We start from the raw sequence: 17,828 nt of genomic DNA on the forward strand, positions 1-17,828 counted from the left end.
CGCCCTCGCTCCACGGGGCCGGCACGGCCCGTGGAGCCGCCGCCACGGGGCCGGCAGCCCGGCCGGGCCCCCCGACCCGCCGCTGTCCCGGGCCTTCTCCGCGGAGACGAGGACACGGGCACGACGGGAGGGCGATCGGCAGGGCGCTCCGTCAGGTGCCGGGGCGCCGTGCGGTGAGGCCGGCCTCGGCCCCCGACGTCGTGGCGGCTCGCCGGCCGGGCCTGTTCGGCGTGCTCACCGTCGCCGCCCGGGCCGCGCCCGGGGGTGGCCGGGAAAGGCGGCGGCGCCTGCCAGGTAGTCCGGTCGGGGACAGGTGGCAGGCGCCGTCTGTGTTCCGTACGCCGTTGTACGGGACGTGTGGGGGGTGACCCAGCGGGTCACCCGGGGTGTCAGACCATCAGTGCGCGGTCCGTCGGGCGGATCGGGGCCGGCAGGTCGCTGACGCCGGTCAGGGCCCGGTCGACCCCGCGGGCGGCCGAGCGGCCCTCGGCGATCGCCCAGACGATCAGCGACTGGCCGCGACCGGCGTCGCCGGCGACGTACACGCCCGGCACGTTGGTCCGGAAGTCGGCGTCCCGGGCGATGTTACCGCGTTCGTCGAGTTCCAGGCCGAACTGGTCGACGAGGCCGTTGTCGCGGTCGGTGCCCGTGAAGCCCATGGCCAGGGTGACCAGCTGGGCGGGGATCTTGCGCTCGGTGCCCGGCTTCCGGGTCAGCCTGCCGTCGACGAACTCGACCTCGACCAGGTGCAGCCACTGCACGTTGCCGTCCTCGTCGCCCTCGAAGTGGGTGGTGGAGACGGAGTAGACCCGCTCGCCGCCCTCCTCGTGCGCGGAGGTGACCTTGTAGAGCATCGGGAAGGTCGGCCAGGGCTGGCTGACCGGGTTCCGCTCCTCTCCCGGCCGCGGCATGATCTCCAGCTGCGTCACCGAGGCCGCGCCCTGGCGGTGGGCGGTGCCCACGCAGTCGGCGCCGGTGTCGCCGCCGCCGATGACGACGACGTGCTTGCCCTCGGCCGAGATCGGGGCGGTGACGTAGTCGCCCTCCTGGACCTTGTTGGCCAGCGGCAGGTACTCCATGGCCTGGTGGATGCCCTGGAGCTCGCGACCCGGGACCGGCAGGTCGCGGGCGGTCGTCGCGCCGACGGCCAGCACGACGGCGTCGTAGCGCTTCTTCAGGTCCGTGGCCTTCAGGTCGCGGCCGATCTCGATGCCGGTGCGGAAGCGGGTGCCCTCCGCGCGCATCTGCTCGATACGGCGGTTGATGTGCCGCTTCTCCATCTTGAACTCGGGGATGCCGTAGCGCAGGAGGCCGCCGACGCGGTCCGCACGCTCGTAGACGGCGACCGTGTGCCCGGCCCGGGTCAGCTGCTGGGCCGCGGCCAGGCCCGCGGGGCCGGAACCGACGACCGCGACCGTCTTGCCGGACAGGCGCTCGGGGATCTGCGGGGCGACGCCCCCGGTCTCCCACGCCTTGTCGATGATGGAGACCTCGACGTTCTTGATGGTGACCGCCGGCTGGTTGATGCCGAGCACGCACGCGGACTCGCACGGCGCCGGGCACAGGCGGCCGGTGAACTCCGGGAAGTTGTTGGTGGCGTGCAGGCGCTCCTGCGCGGCCGACCAGTCCTCGCGGTAGGCGTAGTCGTTCCACTCGGGGATCAGGTTCCCCAGCGGGCAGCCGTTGTGGCAGAACGGGATGCCGCAGTCCATGCAGCGGCTGGCCTGCTTGCTGATGATGGGCAGCAGGGAGCCGGGGACGTAGACCTCGTTCCAGTCCTTGACACGCTCGGAGACCGGGCGGGACCTGGCGACCTCGCGGCCGTGGTTGAGAAAGCCCTTCGGGTCAGCCATTGATCGCCGCCTCCATCATCTTCTCGTGGGTCTCGGTCTCGGAGAGACCGGCTCGCTCGGCGGCGTCCTTGGCGGCGAGCACTGCCTTGTACGTGCTGGGGATGATCTTGCTGAAGCGTTCGACGGCGCTGTCCCAGTCGGCCAGGAGCTTCTCGGCGACGGTGGAGCCGGTCTCCTCCCGGTGGCGGCGGACGACGTCGTGCAGCCACTGCCGGTCGGCCTCGTCCAGCGCCGTGACGGCACCCAGGTTCCCGGCGTTGACGTTGTCGCGGTCCAGGTCGACGACGTAGGCGACACCGCCGGACATGCCGGCCGCGAAGTTGCGGCCGGTCTCGCCGAGCACCACCGCGTGGCCGCCGGTCATGTACTCGCAGCCGTGGTCGCCCACGCCCTCGGCGACGACCAGTGCGCCGGAGTTGCGGACGCAGAAGCGCTCGCCGGTCCTGCCACGCAGGAACATCTCGCCGCCGGTCGCACCGTAGGCGAGGGTGTTGCCCGCGATGACGCTGTACTCGGCGAGGTGGTCGGCGGCCCGGTCCGGGCGGACCACGATCCGGCCGCCGGACAGGCCCTTGCCGACGTAGTCGTTGGCGTCGCCCTCCAGGCGCAGCGTGACGCCGCGCGGGACGAAGGCGCCGAACGACTGGCCGGCGGAGCCGGTGAAGGTGATGTCGATGGTGTCGTCGGGCAGGCCCGCGCCACCGAACCTCCGGGTCACCTCGTGGCCGAGCATGGTGCCGACCGTGCGGTTGATGTTGCGGATGGCGACCTGGGCGCGCACCGGCTGCGCCTCCGTGGCACCGGAGGCGGACAGGGCGTCGGAGGCGAGCTTGATCAGCTCGTTGTCGAGCGCCTTCTCCAGGCCGTGGTCCTGGCCGACCATCTGGTGGCGCGCCGCGCCCTCGGGCAGCTCGGGCACGTGGAACAGCGGCTCCAGCTCCAGGCCCTGCGCCTTCCAGTGGGTGACCGCGCGGGTGACGTCGAGGACCTCGGCGTGGCCGACGGCTTCGTCGATCGAGCGGAAGCCCAGTTCGGCCAGGAGTTCGCGGACCTCCTGCGCGATGAACTCGAAGAAGTTGACCACGTACTCGGCCTTGCCGGCGAAGCGCTCGCGCAGGGTCGGGTTCTGGGTGGCGATGCCGACCGGGCAGGTGTCCAGGTGGCAGACGCGCATCATGACGCAACCGGAGACGACGAGCGGAGCGGTGGCGAAACCGAACTCCTCGGCGCCGAGCAGCGCGGCGATGACCACGTCGCGGCCGGTCTTGAGCTGGCCGTCGGTCTGGACGACGATCCGGTCGCGCAGACCGTTCAGCAGCAGCGTCTGCTGGGTCTCGGCCAGACCCAGCTCCCAGGGGCCGCCGGCGTGCTTGAGCGAGGTGAGCGGCGAGGCGCCGGTGCCGCCGTCGTGGCCGGAGATGAGGACCACGTCCGCGTGCGCCTTCGACACACCCGCGGCGACCGTGCCGACGCCGACCTCGGAGACCAGCTTGACGTGGATCCGCGCCCGCGGGTTCGCGTTCTTCAGGTCGTGGATCAGCTGGGCCAGATCCTCGATGGAGTAGATGTCGTGGTGCGGCGGCGGCGAGATCAGGCCGACACCCGGCGTCGAGTGACGGGTCCTGGCCACCCACGGGTAGACCTTGTGGCCGGGCAGCTGGCCGCCCTCGCCGGGCTTGGCGCCCTGGGCCATCTTGATCTGGATGTCGTCGGAGTTGACCAGGTACTCGGAGGTCACGCCGAAGCGGCCGGAGGCCACCTGCTTGATCGCCGAGCGGCGCGCCGGGTCGTACAGGCGCTCCGGGTCCTCGCCGCCCTCACCGGTGTTGGACTTGGCGCCCAGCTGGTTCATGGCGATGGCGAGGGTCTCGTGCGCCTCCTGGGAGATGGAGCCGTACGACATGGCACCGGTGGAGAAGCGCCTGACGATCGCGGAGACCGGCTCGACCTCCTCGACGGGGATCGAGGGGCGGTCCGACGCGAAGCCGAACAGGCCGCGCAGCGTCATCAGGCGCTCGGACTGCTCGTTGACGCGGTCGGTGTACTTCTTGAAGACGTCGTACCGGCCGGTGCGCGTGGAGTGCTGGAGGCGGAAGACCGCCTCCGGGTCGAACAGGTGCGGTTCGCCCTCACGGCGCCACTGGTACTCGCCGCCGATCTCCAGCGCGCGGTGCGCCGGGGCGATGCCGGAGGCCGGGTAGGCCTTGGCGTGGCGGGCGGCGACCTCCTGGGCGATGACGTCGAGGCCGACGCCGCCGATCTTGGTGGTGGTGCCGTCGAAGTACTTCTCGACGAAGGCGTGGTCCAGGCCGACGGCCTCGAAGACCTGGGCGCCGCGGTAGGAGGCGACGGTGGAGATGCCCATCTTGGACATGACCTTCAGCACGCCCTTGCCGAGGGCGTGGATGAGGTTCCTGAGGCCCTTCTCCGGCTCCGCGCCGTCGAGGAAGGTGCCCGCGCGCAGGAGGTCCTCGACGGACTCCATCGCCAGGTAGGGGTTGACGGCGGCGGCACCGTAGCCGATGAGCAGGGCGACGTGGTGGACCTCGCGGACGTCGCCGGCCTCGACCAGCAGGCCCACGTGGGTGCGCTGCTTGGTACGGATGAGGTGGTGGTGGACGGCCGCGGTGAGCAGCAGCGACGGGATCGGCGCGTGCTCGGCGTCGGAGTGCCGGTCGGAGAGGACGATGAGGCGGGCGCCGTTGTCGATGGCGGCGTCGGCCTCGGCGCAGATCTCGTCGATGCGGGCGGCCAGCGCGTCGCCGCCGCCGTGCACCCGGTACAGGCCGGAGAGGGTCGCGGCCTTGAAGCCGGGCATGTCGCCGTCGGCGTTGACGTGGATGAGCTTGGCCAGCTCGTCGTTGTCGATGACCGGGAAGGGCAGCACGACGGACCGGCAGGAGGCGGCGGTCGGGTCGAGCAGGTTGCCCTGCGGGCCGAGCGAGCTGCGCAGGGAGGTGACCAGTTCCTCGCGGATGGCGTCCAGCGGCGGGTTGGTGACCTGGGCGAACAGCTGGGTGAAGTAGTCGAAGAGCAGACGCGGGCGCTCGGAGAGGGCGGCGATCGGCGAGTCGGTGCCCATGGAGCCGATCGGCTCGGCGCCGGTGCGGGCCATCGGGGCGAGGATGACGCGCAGTTCCTCCTCGGTGTACCCGAAGGTCTGCTGGCGGCGGGTGACCGAGGCGTGGGTGTGGACGATGTGCTCGCGCTCGGGCAGGTCGCCGAGCTCGATCTCGCCGGCCTCCAGCCACTCTGCGTACGGCTGCTCGGCGGCGAGCTGGGCCTTGATCTCGTCGTCCTCGATGATGCGGTGCTCGGCGGTGTCGACGAGGAACATCCGGCCGGGCTGGAGGCGGCCCTTGCGGACGACCCTGGCGGGGTCGATGTCGAGGACACCGACCTCGGAGCCGAGGACGACGAGGCCGTCGTCGGTGACCCAGTAGCGGCCGGGGCGCAGGCCGTTGCGGTCGAGCACGGCACCGACCTGGGTGCCGTCGGTGAAGGTGACGCAGGCGGGTCCGTCCCAGGGCTCCATCATCGTGGAGTGGTACTGGTAGAAGGCGCGCCGGGCCGGGTCCATGGAGTCGTGGTTCTCCCACGCCTCCGGGATCATCATCAGCACGGAGTGCGGCAGCGAACGACCGCCGAGGTGCAGCAGTTCCAGCACCTCGTCGAAGGAGGCGGAGTCGGAGGCGTCCGGCGTGCAGACCGGGAAGACGCGCTCCAGGTTCCTGCCGCTGCCGAACAGGTCGGAGACCAGCTGCGACTCGCGGGCGCGCATCCAGTTGCGGTTGCCCTTGACGGTGTTGATCTCACCGTTGTGCGCGACGAAGCGGTACGGGTGGGCGAGCGGCCACGACGGGAAGGTGTTCGTGGAGAACCGGGAGTGCACGAGCGCGATCGCGGAGGCGAAGCGGCGGTCGGACAGGTCCGGGAAGAAGGGCTCCAGCTGGCCGGTGGTCAGCATGCCCTTGTAGACGATGGTGCGGGCCGACAGCGACGGGAAGTAGACGCCCGCCTCGCGCTCGGCGCGCTTGCGCAGGACGAAGGCCTTGCGGTCAAGGGCGATGCCCTGGCTGGAACCGTCCCCCACGAAGACCTGGCGGAAGGCCGGCATCGTCGAACGGGCGGTGGCGCCGAGGAGTTCGGGGGCGACCGGGACTTCGCGCCAGCCAAGGACCGTCAGGTCCTCTTCGGCGGCGATCGACTCGATCTGCGCGACGGCCTCGGCGGTGCCCTGCTCGGGCAGGAAGGCGATGCCGACGGCGTAGGCACCGGCCGCGGGGAGCTCGAATCCGGCCACCTCGCGGAAGAAGGCGTCCGGCACCTGGGACAGGAGGCCGGCGCCGTCGCCCGAGTCGGGCTCGGAGCCGGTGGCACCGCGGTGCTCCAGGTTGCGCAGGACCGTCAGGGCCTGCTCGACCAGGGTGTGGGACGCCTCGCCGGTGAGGGTGGCGACGAAGCCGACGCCGCAGGCGTCGTGCTCGTTGCGGGGGTCGTACATACCCTGCGCAGCAGGGCGAGCATCCATGAACGACCAGTTCTGGCCATTCGCGGAGTGCTGGGACGGCTGGCGCGGCGTACGCATCGGCTCTCCCGTCGTCGTCAATTGGCATATGCAGGTGCCGAGGGACGACGTTGGCCCTCTGCGGAGAATGCACACAGGTGCAAAATTTCGTGCAGGTTACATGATGGAGCGCTTCTCGGGAACCGGATACCGCGTTCCAGCATGCGGACGCCCGGGTGTGCGGCGGGGGTGTGCACACCGCGGCGGGAAGTATGGGGTGGCCGCTGCGAACAGATCGGTGTCCGGCGACCCGAGGGCGAGGCGGGCATCGTCGCCCGTCCCTGAGTACGCCGCAGGCGTCATTGCCCACAGCGCTTACGGCTCATGCCCCGTGGTCACGCAGTCGAAACCAACGAGTAATGGGCTACTTATGCGGCCCGTCGCATAAGTAGCAGCCGGGTCATCCTACGGCGGTTCCGAACAGACTGCCCAGGGCGTACGTCACAGCGGCCGCGGCACCACCCAGGGCCAGCTGCCGCACACCGCTGAACCACCAGGAACGCGCGGTCACCTTGGCCACCACCGCACCGCACAGGAAGAGCCCGAGCAGCGCGAGCAGCACGGCCGGCCAGAGCGCAGCCGCGCCCAGCAGGTAGGGCAGGACGGGCAGCAGGGCACCGACCGCGAAGGACCCGAAGGACGACACCGCCGCGGTGAGCGGCGAGGGCAGGTCACCGGGGTCGATGCCCAACTCCTCGCGGGCGTGGATCTCCAGGGCCTGCTCGGGATCGTGCGAGAGCTGACGGGCGACCTCGCGGGCCAGCGCCGGCTCCACCCCCCGCGCCTCGTACAGGGCCGCGAGCTCGGCTTCCTCGTCCTGGGGGTGCCGCCTCAGCTCGCGCCGCTCGACGGCCAGTTCCGCCTCGACCAGTTCGCGTTGCGAGGCGACGGAGGTGTACTCGCCGGCCGCCATCGAGAAGGCGCCGGCGGCCAGGCCCGCGAGGCCGGTCAGCACGATGGCGTGCGGACCGACCGCGCCACCCGCGACGCCGGTCATCAGGGCGAGGTTGGAGACCAGACCGTCCATCGCACCGAACACGGCGGGTCGCAGCCAGCCCCCGTTGACGTCGCGGTGCGTGTGGTTGTCGCGGTGCGCGACATGCAGCGCGGCTTCGGTTTCGATGATGGCCATACGAGCCCCCAGGAAGCTAAGGCAAAGCTAAGTTTGGACGTGTTCTACTTTTCGACCATGAAGAACCTACGTCCTCGCCCGCCCCCGCGCCAGCAAGGAGAGGCTGGGCTAACCTGCGGGTTTACCCCTCGGTGCCCACCTGAAGGGCATCATCCGCACAGACGCGATCGGGCAGGCGCGGCCCGCGGCCATCTTCCCCGGGCACCGGCCGGCGCCCCCGTCGCGCACTGTCGCGCACTCCCCCACAGCCGCCCGCCGCGGCGCCTGATCCGGTCCGCCCCGGCGGGGGCGCGCAGGCGGGGCCACCACCGCACCGCGGCCGCCCCCGGACCTTCCCCGACAATCCCCGGCCACCGCGGACACGCCCGAGGGCGCCCGGAAGGATCCGGGCGCCCTCGTCGCCGTGCAGCGGGTCGTCAGGCCTTCTTGGTGGCCGACCGGGCCGCGTCCTTCTTCCCGCCGGAGGCCTCCGCCTCGGTATCCACCGCACCGGGGCCGGCGTCGCCGGCTCCGCCGTCCCGCTCGGCTCCGCCGTCCGTGTCGTCCTTCTCGTCCCTTTCAGACTTTTCGGCCTTCTCGGCCTCCCGGTCCGCGGGTCCGGGCTCAGCGTCGGCGGCGGAGTCGCCTTCCGTCTCGGAGGAGGCCTCGGTCCCGGAATCCGCGTCGGCGTCGCCGTCCGCGGTCTGCGCGCCCGGTTCGACCACGGCCTCACGGCCCGGCCGCTTCTTCGCCGACACCACCAGGTACAGCACCGCCAGCAGGAACACGCCCAACGCGGTCCAGTTGTTCAGGCGCAGACCCAGGATGTGGTGCGCGTCGTCGACGCGCATGTACTCGATCCAGAAGCGGCCGGCGCAGTACGAGGCGACGTACAGCGCGAAGGCCCGGCCGTGGCCCAGGCGGAAGCGGCGGTCGGCCCAGATCACGAGCAGGGCGACGCCGACGCACCACAGCGACTCGTACAGGAAGGTCGGGTGGTAGTAGCCGGGCACCCGGCCGTCCGCGGAGGACGTGATGTGCAGCGCCCAGGGAACGTCGGTCTCGCGCCCGTACAGCTCCTGGTTGAACCAGTTGCCCCAGCGGCCGATCGCCTGCGCGAAGGCGATACCGGGCGCCACGGCGTCGGCGTAGGCGGGCATCGGGATGCCTCGGCGCCGGCAGCCGATCCAGGCGCCCAGCGCGCCGAGGGCGACCGCGCCCCAGATGCCGAGGCCGCCCTCCCACACCTTGAAGGCGTCCACCCAGTCACGGCCCTCACTGAAGTACAGCTCGTAGTCCGTGATCACGTGGTAGAGCCGGCCGCCGAGGAGGCCGAAGGGGACGGCCCAGACCGCGATGTCGGCCACCGTGCCGGCCCGCCCGCCCCGGGCGATCCAGCGCTTGTTGCCGAGCCAGACGGCAACGAAGACGCCGATGATGATGCAGAAGGCATAGCCGCGCAGCGGAACGGGGCCGAGGTAGAGGACCCCGCGCGACGGGCTGGGAATGTAGGCAAGTTCCATGGCAAGGTCGACGCTACCGTGCCGGGCCGGACCCACGACGGGCAGCCCGGCTACGGGTGCATAACGGGGCGGTGAGAAACACCGCCGGGCGCCTTACCCCCCGTTCCGTTCGTCCGCGCTCGCCACCGCTTTCACCCCTTCGCGGCTTCCTGCACCATCTGCTTCAGCTTCGCCGGGGTCATCGACTGGTCCTCGTAGATGTTCTTGCCGTTGAGCAGGACCGTCGGCGTGCCCTGGAAGCCACTCTTCTGGAAGGCCTGGTTGGACTTGGCTACCCAGCTGTTGTGGCGGCCGTCCTCCACGCAGGTCCGGAAGACGGGCGTGTCCAGGCCGTCGACCTTGCGGGCCAGTTCCAGCAGCGTGCTGTTCTTGGCGAAGGCGTCGTCGGTCTCCGGCGGCTGGTTCTCGTAGAGCACGTCGTGGTACGGGGTGAACTTGCCGGCGTCCTGGGCGCAGGCCGCGGCGTTGGCCGCGTTGCGGGAGCCCGTGCCGCCCATGTTGCCGTCGATGATCGTGGCCAGGTGGTACCGCACCTTCAGCAGGCCGGAGTCGGTCAGCTCGTGAACGGTCGGGCGGTACGCCGTCTCGAAGGCCTTGCAGGCCGGACAGCGGAAGTCCTCCCAGACCGTGAGCGTGGACGGGGCGGTCTCCTTGCCCACCGGGATGGCCAGGTCGTCCTCGCCGGTCGCCCCGGAAGGCGCCACGACCGGGCTCGCGGAGTCGCTGCCGCCGTCCTTGCCGGAGTTCGCGGCGAGCACGCCGATCACCGCCGCCAGACCGAGGACGCAGACCACGGCGCCGCCCACGATCAGGCCCCGTCGTCGCTTCTCCGCGGCCTTCTGCCTCGCACGCTCCGCGGCCAGCCGCTCACGCGCGGTCCGCTTTCCCTCACGGTTCTTCTCACTCACACCCCGCAGAACGAACCGGGGAGGCGCAGCGCGCCTCCCCGGCCCCAGGTCCACCCGTACGAGTGACCGACGGTCGGGGTCCGCGTCCGGGGGCGCGACACGGACCCTGCGCGGCGTCACACCAGTCCGCGCACGCCCTTCGCCAGCTCGCCCGCGAGGGCGCGGACGGCGTCGAGGCCGGCCGCGTGGTCGGGGGCGTCCAGCATCCGCTTGACGAAGGCGGACCCGACGATCACGCCGTCGGCGAAGTCGGCGACCTCGGCGGCCTGGGCGCCGTCGGAGACGCCCAGGCCGACGCAGACGGGCAGGCCGGTGCCGGTGGCACGGGTGCGCCCCACCAGGTCCCGGGCCTGCGTGCCGACGGACTCCCGGGTGCCGGTGACGCCCATCAGGGAGGCCGCGTAGACGAAGCCGCTGCCCGCCGCGGTGATCTCGGCGAGCCGCTCGTCCCTGCTGCTGGGCGCCACGACGAAGACGGTCGCGAGACCGTGCTTCTCGGCGTGCTCGCGCCACAGGGCGGACTCCTGCACCGGCAGGTCGGGCAGGATGCAGCCGGCCCCGCCGGCCTCGGCCAGCTCGGCGGTGAAACGCTCCACGCCGTAGCGGTCGATGGGGTTCCAGTACGTCATGACGAGGACCGGCTTGCCGGTGGCCGCATGGGCCTCCGCGACCGTCCGCATGACGTCGGCGATCCGCACGCCGCCGCGCAGGGCGATGTCGTCGGCGGTCTGGATGACGGGGCCGTCGAGGACGGGGTCGCTGTGCGGCAGACCCACCTCGACGATGTCGGCACCGCCGTCGAAGACCGCCTTGACGGCCTCGATACCGCCGTCGACGGTCGGGAAGCCGGCCGGAAGGTAGGCGATGAGCGCGGAGCGGCCCTCGGCGCGGGCCGCCGCGAGGGTGTCGGTCAGCAGCTGGATCTTCCCGCTCACTTGGCGTCCCCCTCGATCTCCGCGGTGTCGGCCGCGTCGGCCGCGACCTCGGCGTCGGTGTCGTACAGGCCGAAGTAGCGCGCGGCGGTGTCCATGTCCTTGTCGCCGCGTCCGGACAGGTTGACGACGATCAGCCCGTCGGGACCCAGCTCCCGGCCCACCTCCAGGGCGCCGGCCAGCGCGTGGGCGCTCTCGATGGCCGGGATGATGCCCTCGGTCCGCGACAGCAGGCGCAGCGCCCGCATCGCGGCGTCGTCGGTGACCGCGCGGTACTCGCCGCGCCCGGAGTCCTTGAGGTAGGAGTGCTCCGGCCCGATGCCCGGGTAGTCCAGACCCGCCGAGATCGAGTACGGCTCGGTGATCTGGCCCTCGTCGTCCTGGAGGACGTACGACCGCGAGCCGTGCAGGATGCCGGGCTCGCCCGCGGTGAGGGTGGCCGCGTGCTCGCCGGTCTCGATGCCGTGGCCCGCCGGCTCGCAGCCGACGAGCCGCACGCCCTCGTCCGGGATGAAGGCGTGGAAGAGGCCGATCGCGTTGGAGCCGCCGCCGACACAGGCGACGGCCGCGTCGGGCAGGCGCCCGGCACGCTCCAGGATCTCGCGGCGGGCCTCCACTCCGATCACCCGGTGGAAGTCGCGGACCATGGCCGGGAACGGGTGGGGGCCGGCAACGGTACCGAAGAGGTAGTGGGTGTGGTCGACGTTGGCGACCCAGTCGCGGAAGGCCTCGTTGATAGCGTCCTTCAGGGTGCGGCTGCCCGACTTCACCGCGACGACCTCGGCGCCGAGCATGCGCATGCGGGCCACGTTGAGGGCCTGCCGCCTGGTGTCGACCTCGCCCATGTAGATCGTGCAGTCCAGGCCGAACAGGGCGCAGGCGGTGGCGGTGGCGACACCGTGCTGACCGGCGCCGGTCTCGGCGATGACCCGGGTCTTGCCCATGCGCCGGGTCAGCAGGGCCTGGCCGAGCACGTTGTTGATCTTGTGCGAGCCGGTGTGGTTGAGGTCCTCACGCTTGAGGAACACCCGGGCACCACCGGCCTGCTCGGCGAAGCGCGGCACCTCGGTGAGCGCGCTCGGGCGCCCGGTGTAGTGGACGAGCAGGTCGTCGAGTTCGCGGGCGAACTCGGGGTCGTGCTTGGCCTTGTCGTAGGCGACGGCCACCTCGTCCACGGCGGCCACGAGGGCCTCCGGGATGAACTTGCCGCCGAACGCGCCGAAGTAGCCCTCGGCACTGGGCACCCGACCCTCCGGGTCGGGGACGAAGAAGTCGCTGGGCATGCGGAACCTCACGGTGAGTACGGAAGAGACACCTGTCGCCGTGGGGGCGGGCTACGGCTCCGGCGGCTCGGGCCGTCTGCGGCCCGCCGCGCTCGCGCGGTTCCCCGTTCCCCCCGGGGTCTGTCGCGGAAGTCCCGTCACCGGACGGGACGTTCACGAGACACCCCCTAGTGGGCGCCCTGCCATCGGCGCCCGTTCACCTGTCCCGGCTCGTCACCGATCACGTACCGCACCCTGCGACCGTGGACCCGTCGCGCGGGCGCACGGCAGCCACGGGGCCGGCAGCCGCGCGCGAGGCGGGCGTACGGGTCCCGGGTCACCAGGGTGATCGGACGGTTCATCGGCGCCCAGCCTACCGGGGGCTCAGCCCCGGCCCTGGCGCAGCGCCGGATGCGCACCCGCCGCCACCAGGTCGGCCACCGCCGCCTTGGGCTCCTTGCCGGTGACGAGGGACTCGCCCACCAGGACGGCGTCGGCACCGGCGTTGGCATAGGCGATGAGGTCGTGGGGGCCGCGGACACCGGACTCGGCGACCTTGACGATGCCGCCGGGGATCTCGGGCGCGATGCGCTCGAATGTCCCGCGGTCGACCTCCAGCGTCTTCAGGTTGCGCGCGTTGACGCCGATCACCTTGGCGCCGGCGTCGACGGCGCGGTCGGCCTCCTCCTCGTCGTGGACCTCGACGAGGGGGGTGAGCCCGATGGACACCGCGCGTTCGATCAGCGACTCCAGGGCCGGCTGGTCCAGCGCCGCCACGATCAGCAGGGCGAGGTCGGCGCCGTACGCACGCGCCTCCCACAGCTGGTACGAGGTGACGATGAAGTCCTTGCGCAGCACCGGGATGTCGACCCGGGCCCGGACGGCCTCCAGGTCGGCGAGGGAACCGCCGAAGCGGCGCTGCTCCGTCAGGACGGAGATGACCGCGGCGCCACCGGCCTCGTAGTCGGCGGCGAGGCCCGCCGGGTCGGCGATCGCGGCCAGCGCGCCCTTGGACGGGCTGGAGCGCTTGACCTCGCAGATCACGCGCACGCCGTCACCGCGCAGCGCGGCCACCCCGTCCTTGGCGGCAGGGGCCTGGGCCGCGCGCTCCTTGAGCTCGTCGAGGCTGACGCGCGCCTGCCGCTCCGCGAGGTCGGCACGGACTCCGTCGATGATCTCGTCGAGCACACTCACGCGAGCGGCCCCCTTCCGGACGGTGGGAAACCCAATGGTCACTGCGATGGTATCCGGAGGAGGGCCCAGTCCTCGCATCCGGTTGACACCGGTCCCATTGGCTGGACATTCCGCAGGTCATCAGGGGTGGAGCCAGGTGCCGAACGGCAGGTTGCGGACCACGGTGAAGACCAGCAGCAACGCCCCCAGCGTCCAGAGCTGCACCGGGGTGAGATCGATCCGCATCGGGCGCCCGCGCGCCACGCGGACCACCCAGACGGCCCACAGCACCGCGAAGAGCAGGTAGCCGGCGACGGCCGGGGCGTTGTCGTGCAGGGCGGCCGAAAGGTCCCCGTGCACGACCGCGTGGGCGCTGCGCAGCCCGCCGCAGCCGGGGCAGTAGATGCCGGTGGAGCGCAGCAGCGGGCAGGCCGGGTAGTGGCCGGGCTCGTTGGGGTCGACCGCGCCCACGTAGGCGAAGGCCGCGGCGATGCCCGCGAGGACGGACACCGGTGCGGCGAACCGCCGCAGCACGGTCCCGGACGCGTGGGCTGCTGTGGAGCTGCTGTCGGCGTTCACGTCTCGCATTGTGCCCCGCGCCGGCCGCACACGCGCGCGAGGGGCGGTCCCGGCACGTGAGCGTGCCCGGACCGCCCCTCGCGGGGTACCGGTCAGCTCTGCGGAACGGCCGCCTCGCGGACGGCGGCGCGGTCGGAGGTGACCAGCGGCTGGGCCTTGGGCGCGCCGAGTCCCATCGTCCGCATGACGGCGCCGACCACACCGCCGAGGAGGACGACGGCCGTGCCGGCCCAGAAGCCGGCCGGTTCGGCCATCACCACGAAGGCGCCCGCGACGCAGAAACCGATGAAGGAGATGATGACACCGGTCCAGGCGGCCGGGGTGTTTCCGTGGCTGGTGCCCGCCATTGCTTGCTCCTCATTGCCGTGTGATTGCCGTGTACGCGTGTCACGCGTCTACGTGTCGTACGGGTCCGAGCCCTGCGCTCGGTCCGCTTCCATTCTCCCGCACGCGCGCGCATGCGGTGAGCGGGGGTGTGCCGCAGCGTGCGGGGCGGCCCCGCGGCCTGGCTCCCGCCCGCTCCGGGCCGGAGCGGGCGGGAGCCCGTGACCGCTACGGACGGCCCTGGACGGGGTCGGAGCCGGTCGGGTCCTCGCCCCGGTCGAGGGCCTTCCACAGCTCCTCGGGCCGGTCGGGGTCGGTGGGCCGGGCGCTGCGACGCGGGCGGGGGGCACCACTGCGTTCGTAGCGTCCGGACATGCCGGGCCACTGACGGCCGTAGCGCAGGGCGAGCAGACCGGCCAGGAGGATGAGCAGGCCGCCCACGGCGGCGACGTAGGGCCAGGCCGTATGGGTGAGGGCGCCGACGGTGGCCGAGGTGTCGCCGGCCGCCTGGGCGGCTTTGTCGTCGAGGGCGGCGCTGTCGGCGGCGCCGGTCAGCGCCGCCGCGGCGATGCCGGCCCCGGACAGGGCGAGGAGGGCGGCGACGAGCACGCGGCCCGCGCGGCGGACGGCGAAGACGGCGACGAGTGCGGCGAGTCCCACGACGGCGAGCGCCGCGGGGACGCCCGTGACGTCGCTGCCCCTGGCGGTGAGGGGAAAGGCGCCGCCGGCCACCGTCGCGGTGCCCTGCGCCCACTGCTGCCGGGTCGCGAGCAGGGCCACGGCCGCGCCGAGGGCACCGCAGAGCAGGGCCAGGGCGAGGCTGCGGCGGCCGGACCGGCTGGGGGTGGCGGCTTCGGATCGGGGGTGGGGTACGGCAGTCACGTACTCCACTATCACCCGAACCCCGGGGCGTACGTCACCCGGGGTTCGGGTGACGTACGCCCCATTGCCGCTCGGGGCGCCTATCCTCCCAGCCGGTTGGCGGTGTGCACGGCACGCAGGACCGCCGCCGCCTTGTTGCGGCACTCGGTGTCCTCGGCGACCGGGTCGGAGTCGGCGACGATGCCGGCGCCCGCCTGGACGTAGGCGGTGCCGTCGCGCAGCAGCGCCGTACGGATGGCGATGGCGGTGTCGGAGTCGCCGGCGAAGTCGAGGTAGCCGACACAGCCGCCGTACAGGCCGCGCCGGGAGGGTTCCAGTTCGTCGATGATCTGCATGGCGCGCGGCTTCGGTGCCCCGGAGAGGGTGCCCGCGGGGAAGCACGCCGTCAGGACGTCGAAGGCGGTGCGGCCCTCGGCCACGGTGCCGGTGACCGTGGAGACGATGTGCATGACGTGCGAGTACCGCTCGATCGACATGAAGTCGACGACCTCGACGGAACCGGGTTCGCAGACCCGGCCCAGGTCGTTGCGGCCGAGGTCGACCAGCATGAGGTGCTCGGCGCGTTCCTTGGGGTCGGCGAGGAGTTCGTCCGCGAGGGCGTTGTCCTCCTGCGGGGTGGCGCCACGCCACCGGGTGCCGGCGATGGGGTGGACCATGGCCCGTCCGTCCTCGACCTTGACCAGTGCCTCCGGCGAGGAGCCGACGACGTCGAACGCCCCGTCCTCCCCGTCCGGGAAGCGGAACAGGTACATGTACGGCGAGGGGTTGGTGGTCCGCAGCACCCGGTAGACGTCCAGCGCGCTCGCCCCGCACGGCATTTCGAACCGCTGCGAGGGGACGACCTGGAAGGCCTCGCCGGCGCGGATGCGCTCCTTGACGTCCTCCACGGCCTGCTGGAAGTCGGGGCCGCCCCAGCGGGCGGTGTACTCGGGCAGCTCGGAGGGCGGCAGGACGGCCGGCGGCTGCGCGACCGGGCGGGAGAGGTCGGCCTGCATCGCGTCGAGACGGGCGACGGCGTCCGCGTACGCCTCGTCGACGCCGGTGGTGAGGTCGTTGTGGTTGATCGCGTTGGCGATCAGCAGGACCGAGCCCTCCCAGTGGTCCATGACGGCGAGGTCGCTGGTGAGCAGCATGGTCAGCTCGGGCAGCCCGAGGTCGTCGCGTTCGCCGGGGCCGATCTTCTCCAGACGGCGCACGATGTCGTAGCCGAGGTAGCCGACCATGCCGCCGGTGAACGGGGGCATGCCCTGCTGGTGGGGGGTGTGCAGGGCCTGGAGGGTGGCCCGCAGGGCGGCGAGCGGATCGCCGTCGGTGGGGACGCCGACGGGCGGGATGCCCAGCCAGTGCGCCCGGCCGTCACGCACGGTGAGGGTGGCGGCCGACCGCACGCCGACGAAGGAGTAGCGGGACCAGGAGCGGCCGTTCTCCGCCGACTCCAGCAGGAAGGTGCCTGGGCGCTCGGCGGCGAGCTTGCGGTAGAGCGCGACCGGGGTGTCGCCGTCGGCGAGGAGTTTGCGGGTGACCGGAATGACGCGGCGGTCGACGGCCAGCTTGCGGAACGTCTCGAGGTCCATGGCGGCAGACCTTACTGACCGGAGTCGGTCGAACCCGAATCGCCGCCGTCCCGGTGGAGCACGTCGGTGTCGAAGCAGGTGCGCGCGCCGGTGTGGCAGGCGGCGCCCACCTGGTCGACCCTGACCAGCACGGTGTCGGCGTCGCAGTCGAGGGCGACGGACTTCACCCACTGGTAGTGACCGGAGGTGTCGCCCTTGACCCAGTACTCCTGCCGGCTGCGGGACCAGTACGTGCACCGGCCGGTGGTCAGGGTGCGGTGCAGCGCCTCGTCGTCCATCCAGCCCAGCATCAGCACCTCTCCGGTGTCGTACTGCTGGGCGATGGCGGGGAGGAGCCCGTCGGTGCTGCGCTTGAGGCGGGCGGCGATCGTGGGGTCCAGCCGGCTGGGCGGAGAGGGCACGCTGGTCATGGGGTCATTGTGCCGTGCGGCACGGGTGGGAGGGCCCTGTGTCCACTGGGCGGACCTGCCGGGCGGTCGTAGGCTGACTGCATGTCGACCTTCGCCCAGCGTGAACGTCTCCTCTTCGCCGACCTCTTGGAGACCGCGGGTCCAGACGCGCCGACCCTCTGCGAGGGATGGCTGACCCGCGATCTCGCCGCGCACGTGGTGGTGCGCGAGCGCCGCCCCGACGCCGCCGGCGGCATCCTGATCAAGCAGCTCGCCTCCCGCCTGGACAAGGTGATGCAGGAGTTCGCCGCCAAGCCGTACGAGGAGCTGCTCCAGCTGATCCGCACCGGCCCGCCGCGTTTCTCGCCGTTCCAGCTCAAGCAGATCGACGAGGCGTCGAACACGGTCGAGTTCTACGTCCACACCGAGGACGTGCGCCGGGCCCAGCCCGAATGGACGCCCCGTGCGCTGGACCCGGTCTTCCAGGACGCCCTGTGGTCGCGGCTGGAGCGCACCGCCCGCCTGATGGGACGCGGTGTCCCGACCGGCCTGGTCCTGCGCCGCCCGGACGGCCAGACCGCGGTCGCCCACCGCGGCACGCCGGTCGTCACGGTGACCGGCGAGCCGTCGGAGCTGCTGCTGTTCGCCTACGGCCGGCAGAGCGCCGCCAAGGTGGTGCAGGAGGGCGACGAGGACGCCGTCGCCAAGCTGCACGAGGCCAAGGCGCTCGGCATCTGACGCGTGCGGGACG

The 17,828-nt window shown here is 72.2% G+C and carries 15 protein-coding genes; 1 reads left to right on the plus strand and 14 read right to left on the minus strand.

Translation table 11 applies throughout. From position 1 onward, the window contains the following. Positions 1-389: 389 nt before the first annotated feature. The 14 genes from I3F54_RS06085 to hisI all read right to left on the minus strand — a co-directional run bounded on the left by I3F54_RS06085 (position 390) and on the right by hisI (position 17,098). Positions 390-1,853 (minus strand): glutamate synthase subunit beta, encoded by a 1,464-nt coding sequence (locus I3F54_RS06085; RefSeq protein ID WP_240117563.1) that lies wholly within the window; start codon positions 1,851-1,853, stop codon positions 390-392. Beyond that, entirely contained in the window at positions 1,846-6,441 is a 4,596-nt protein-coding gene (gltB, locus tag I3F54_RS06090; protein WP_240117564.1) for a glutamate synthase large subunit, read from the minus strand. The genes I3F54_RS06085 and gltB overlap by 8 nt, the downstream gene beginning before the upstream one ends. Positions 6,442-6,820: 379 nt before the next feature. Beyond that, complete coding sequence (locus tag I3F54_RS06095) at positions 6,821-7,552, minus strand: VIT1/CCC1 transporter family protein (protein ID WP_240117565.1); 732 nt, start codon at positions 7,550-7,552, stop codon at positions 6,821-6,823. A gap of 416 nt (positions 7,553-7,968) precedes the next feature. Then, positions 7,969-9,054, minus strand: a complete 1,086-nt coding sequence (gene lgt, locus I3F54_RS06100; protein ID WP_240117566.1) for a prolipoprotein diacylglyceryl transferase — start codon at positions 9,052-9,054, stop codon at positions 7,969-7,971. 131 nt (positions 9,055-9,185) lie between these two features. Beyond that, complete coding sequence (locus tag I3F54_RS06105) at positions 9,186-9,962, minus strand: thioredoxin domain-containing protein (RefSeq protein ID WP_240117567.1); 777 nt, start codon at positions 9,960-9,962, stop codon at positions 9,186-9,188. Positions 9,963-10,078: 116 nt separating this feature from the next. Continuing rightward, positions 10,079-10,897, minus strand: a complete 819-nt coding sequence (trpA, locus tag I3F54_RS06110; protein WP_240117568.1) for a tryptophan synthase subunit alpha — start codon at positions 10,895-10,897, stop codon at positions 10,079-10,081. Then, positions 10,894-12,177: a tryptophan synthase subunit beta gene (gene trpB, locus I3F54_RS06115; RefSeq protein WP_240117569.1), complete on the minus strand. Its 1,284-nt coding sequence runs from the start codon at positions 12,175-12,177 to the stop codon at positions 10,894-10,896. The genes trpA and trpB overlap by 4 nt, the downstream gene beginning before the upstream one ends. 167 nt (positions 12,178-12,344) lie before the next feature. Then, on the minus strand, positions 12,345-12,518 hold the full coding sequence (trpM, locus tag I3F54_RS06120; RefSeq protein ID WP_240117570.1) for a tryptophan biosynthesis modulator TrpM: 174 nt from the start codon (positions 12,516-12,518) through the stop codon (positions 12,345-12,347). 22 nt (positions 12,519-12,540) lie between these two features. Next, positions 12,541-13,350, minus strand: a complete 810-nt coding sequence (trpC, locus tag I3F54_RS06125) for an indole-3-glycerol phosphate synthase TrpC (protein WP_205382187.1) — start codon at positions 13,348-13,350, stop codon at positions 12,541-12,543. Between the two features lie 120 nt (positions 13,351-13,470). After that, positions 13,471-13,917: a DUF2752 domain-containing protein gene (locus I3F54_RS06130; RefSeq protein ID WP_240117571.1), complete on the minus strand. Its 447-nt coding sequence runs from the start codon at positions 13,915-13,917 to the stop codon at positions 13,471-13,473. 83 nt (positions 13,918-14,000) lie between these two features. Continuing rightward, on the minus strand, positions 14,001-14,255 hold the full coding sequence (locus tag I3F54_RS06135) for an HGxxPAAW family protein (protein ID WP_240117572.1): 255 nt from the start codon (positions 14,253-14,255) through the stop codon (positions 14,001-14,003). 205 nt (positions 14,256-14,460) lie between these two features. Continuing rightward, the gene (locus tag I3F54_RS06140) at positions 14,461-15,123 is read right to left on the minus strand and encodes a TIGR02234 family membrane protein (protein ID WP_240117573.1); all 663 of its coding nucleotides are present in this window, start codon (positions 15,121-15,123) and stop codon (positions 14,461-14,463) included. Between the two features lie 71 nt (positions 15,124-15,194). Next, complete coding sequence (locus I3F54_RS06145; protein WP_240117574.1) at positions 15,195-16,688, minus strand: anthranilate synthase component I; 1,494 nt, start codon at positions 16,686-16,688, stop codon at positions 15,195-15,197. An 11-nt stretch (positions 16,689-16,699) separates the two neighbouring features. Continuing rightward, positions 16,700-17,098: a phosphoribosyl-AMP cyclohydrolase gene (gene hisI / locus I3F54_RS06150; protein ID WP_240117575.1), complete on the minus strand. Its 399-nt coding sequence runs from the start codon at positions 17,096-17,098 to the stop codon at positions 16,700-16,702. 81 nt (positions 17,099-17,179) lie between these two features. Here hisI and I3F54_RS06155 point away from each other — a divergent pair, with 81 nt between their 5' ends. Further along, a complete protein-coding gene (locus I3F54_RS06155; protein ID WP_240117576.1) occupies positions 17,180-17,815 on the plus strand; it encodes a TIGR03085 family metal-binding protein in 636 nt (211 codons plus the stop codon). Positions 17,816-17,828 lie beyond the last annotated feature (13 nt).

The sequence above is a fragment of the Streptomyces sp. MUM 2J genome, assembly GCF_022414535.1.
GTDB lineage: Bacteria > Actinomycetota > Actinomycetes > Streptomycetales > Streptomycetaceae > Streptomyces.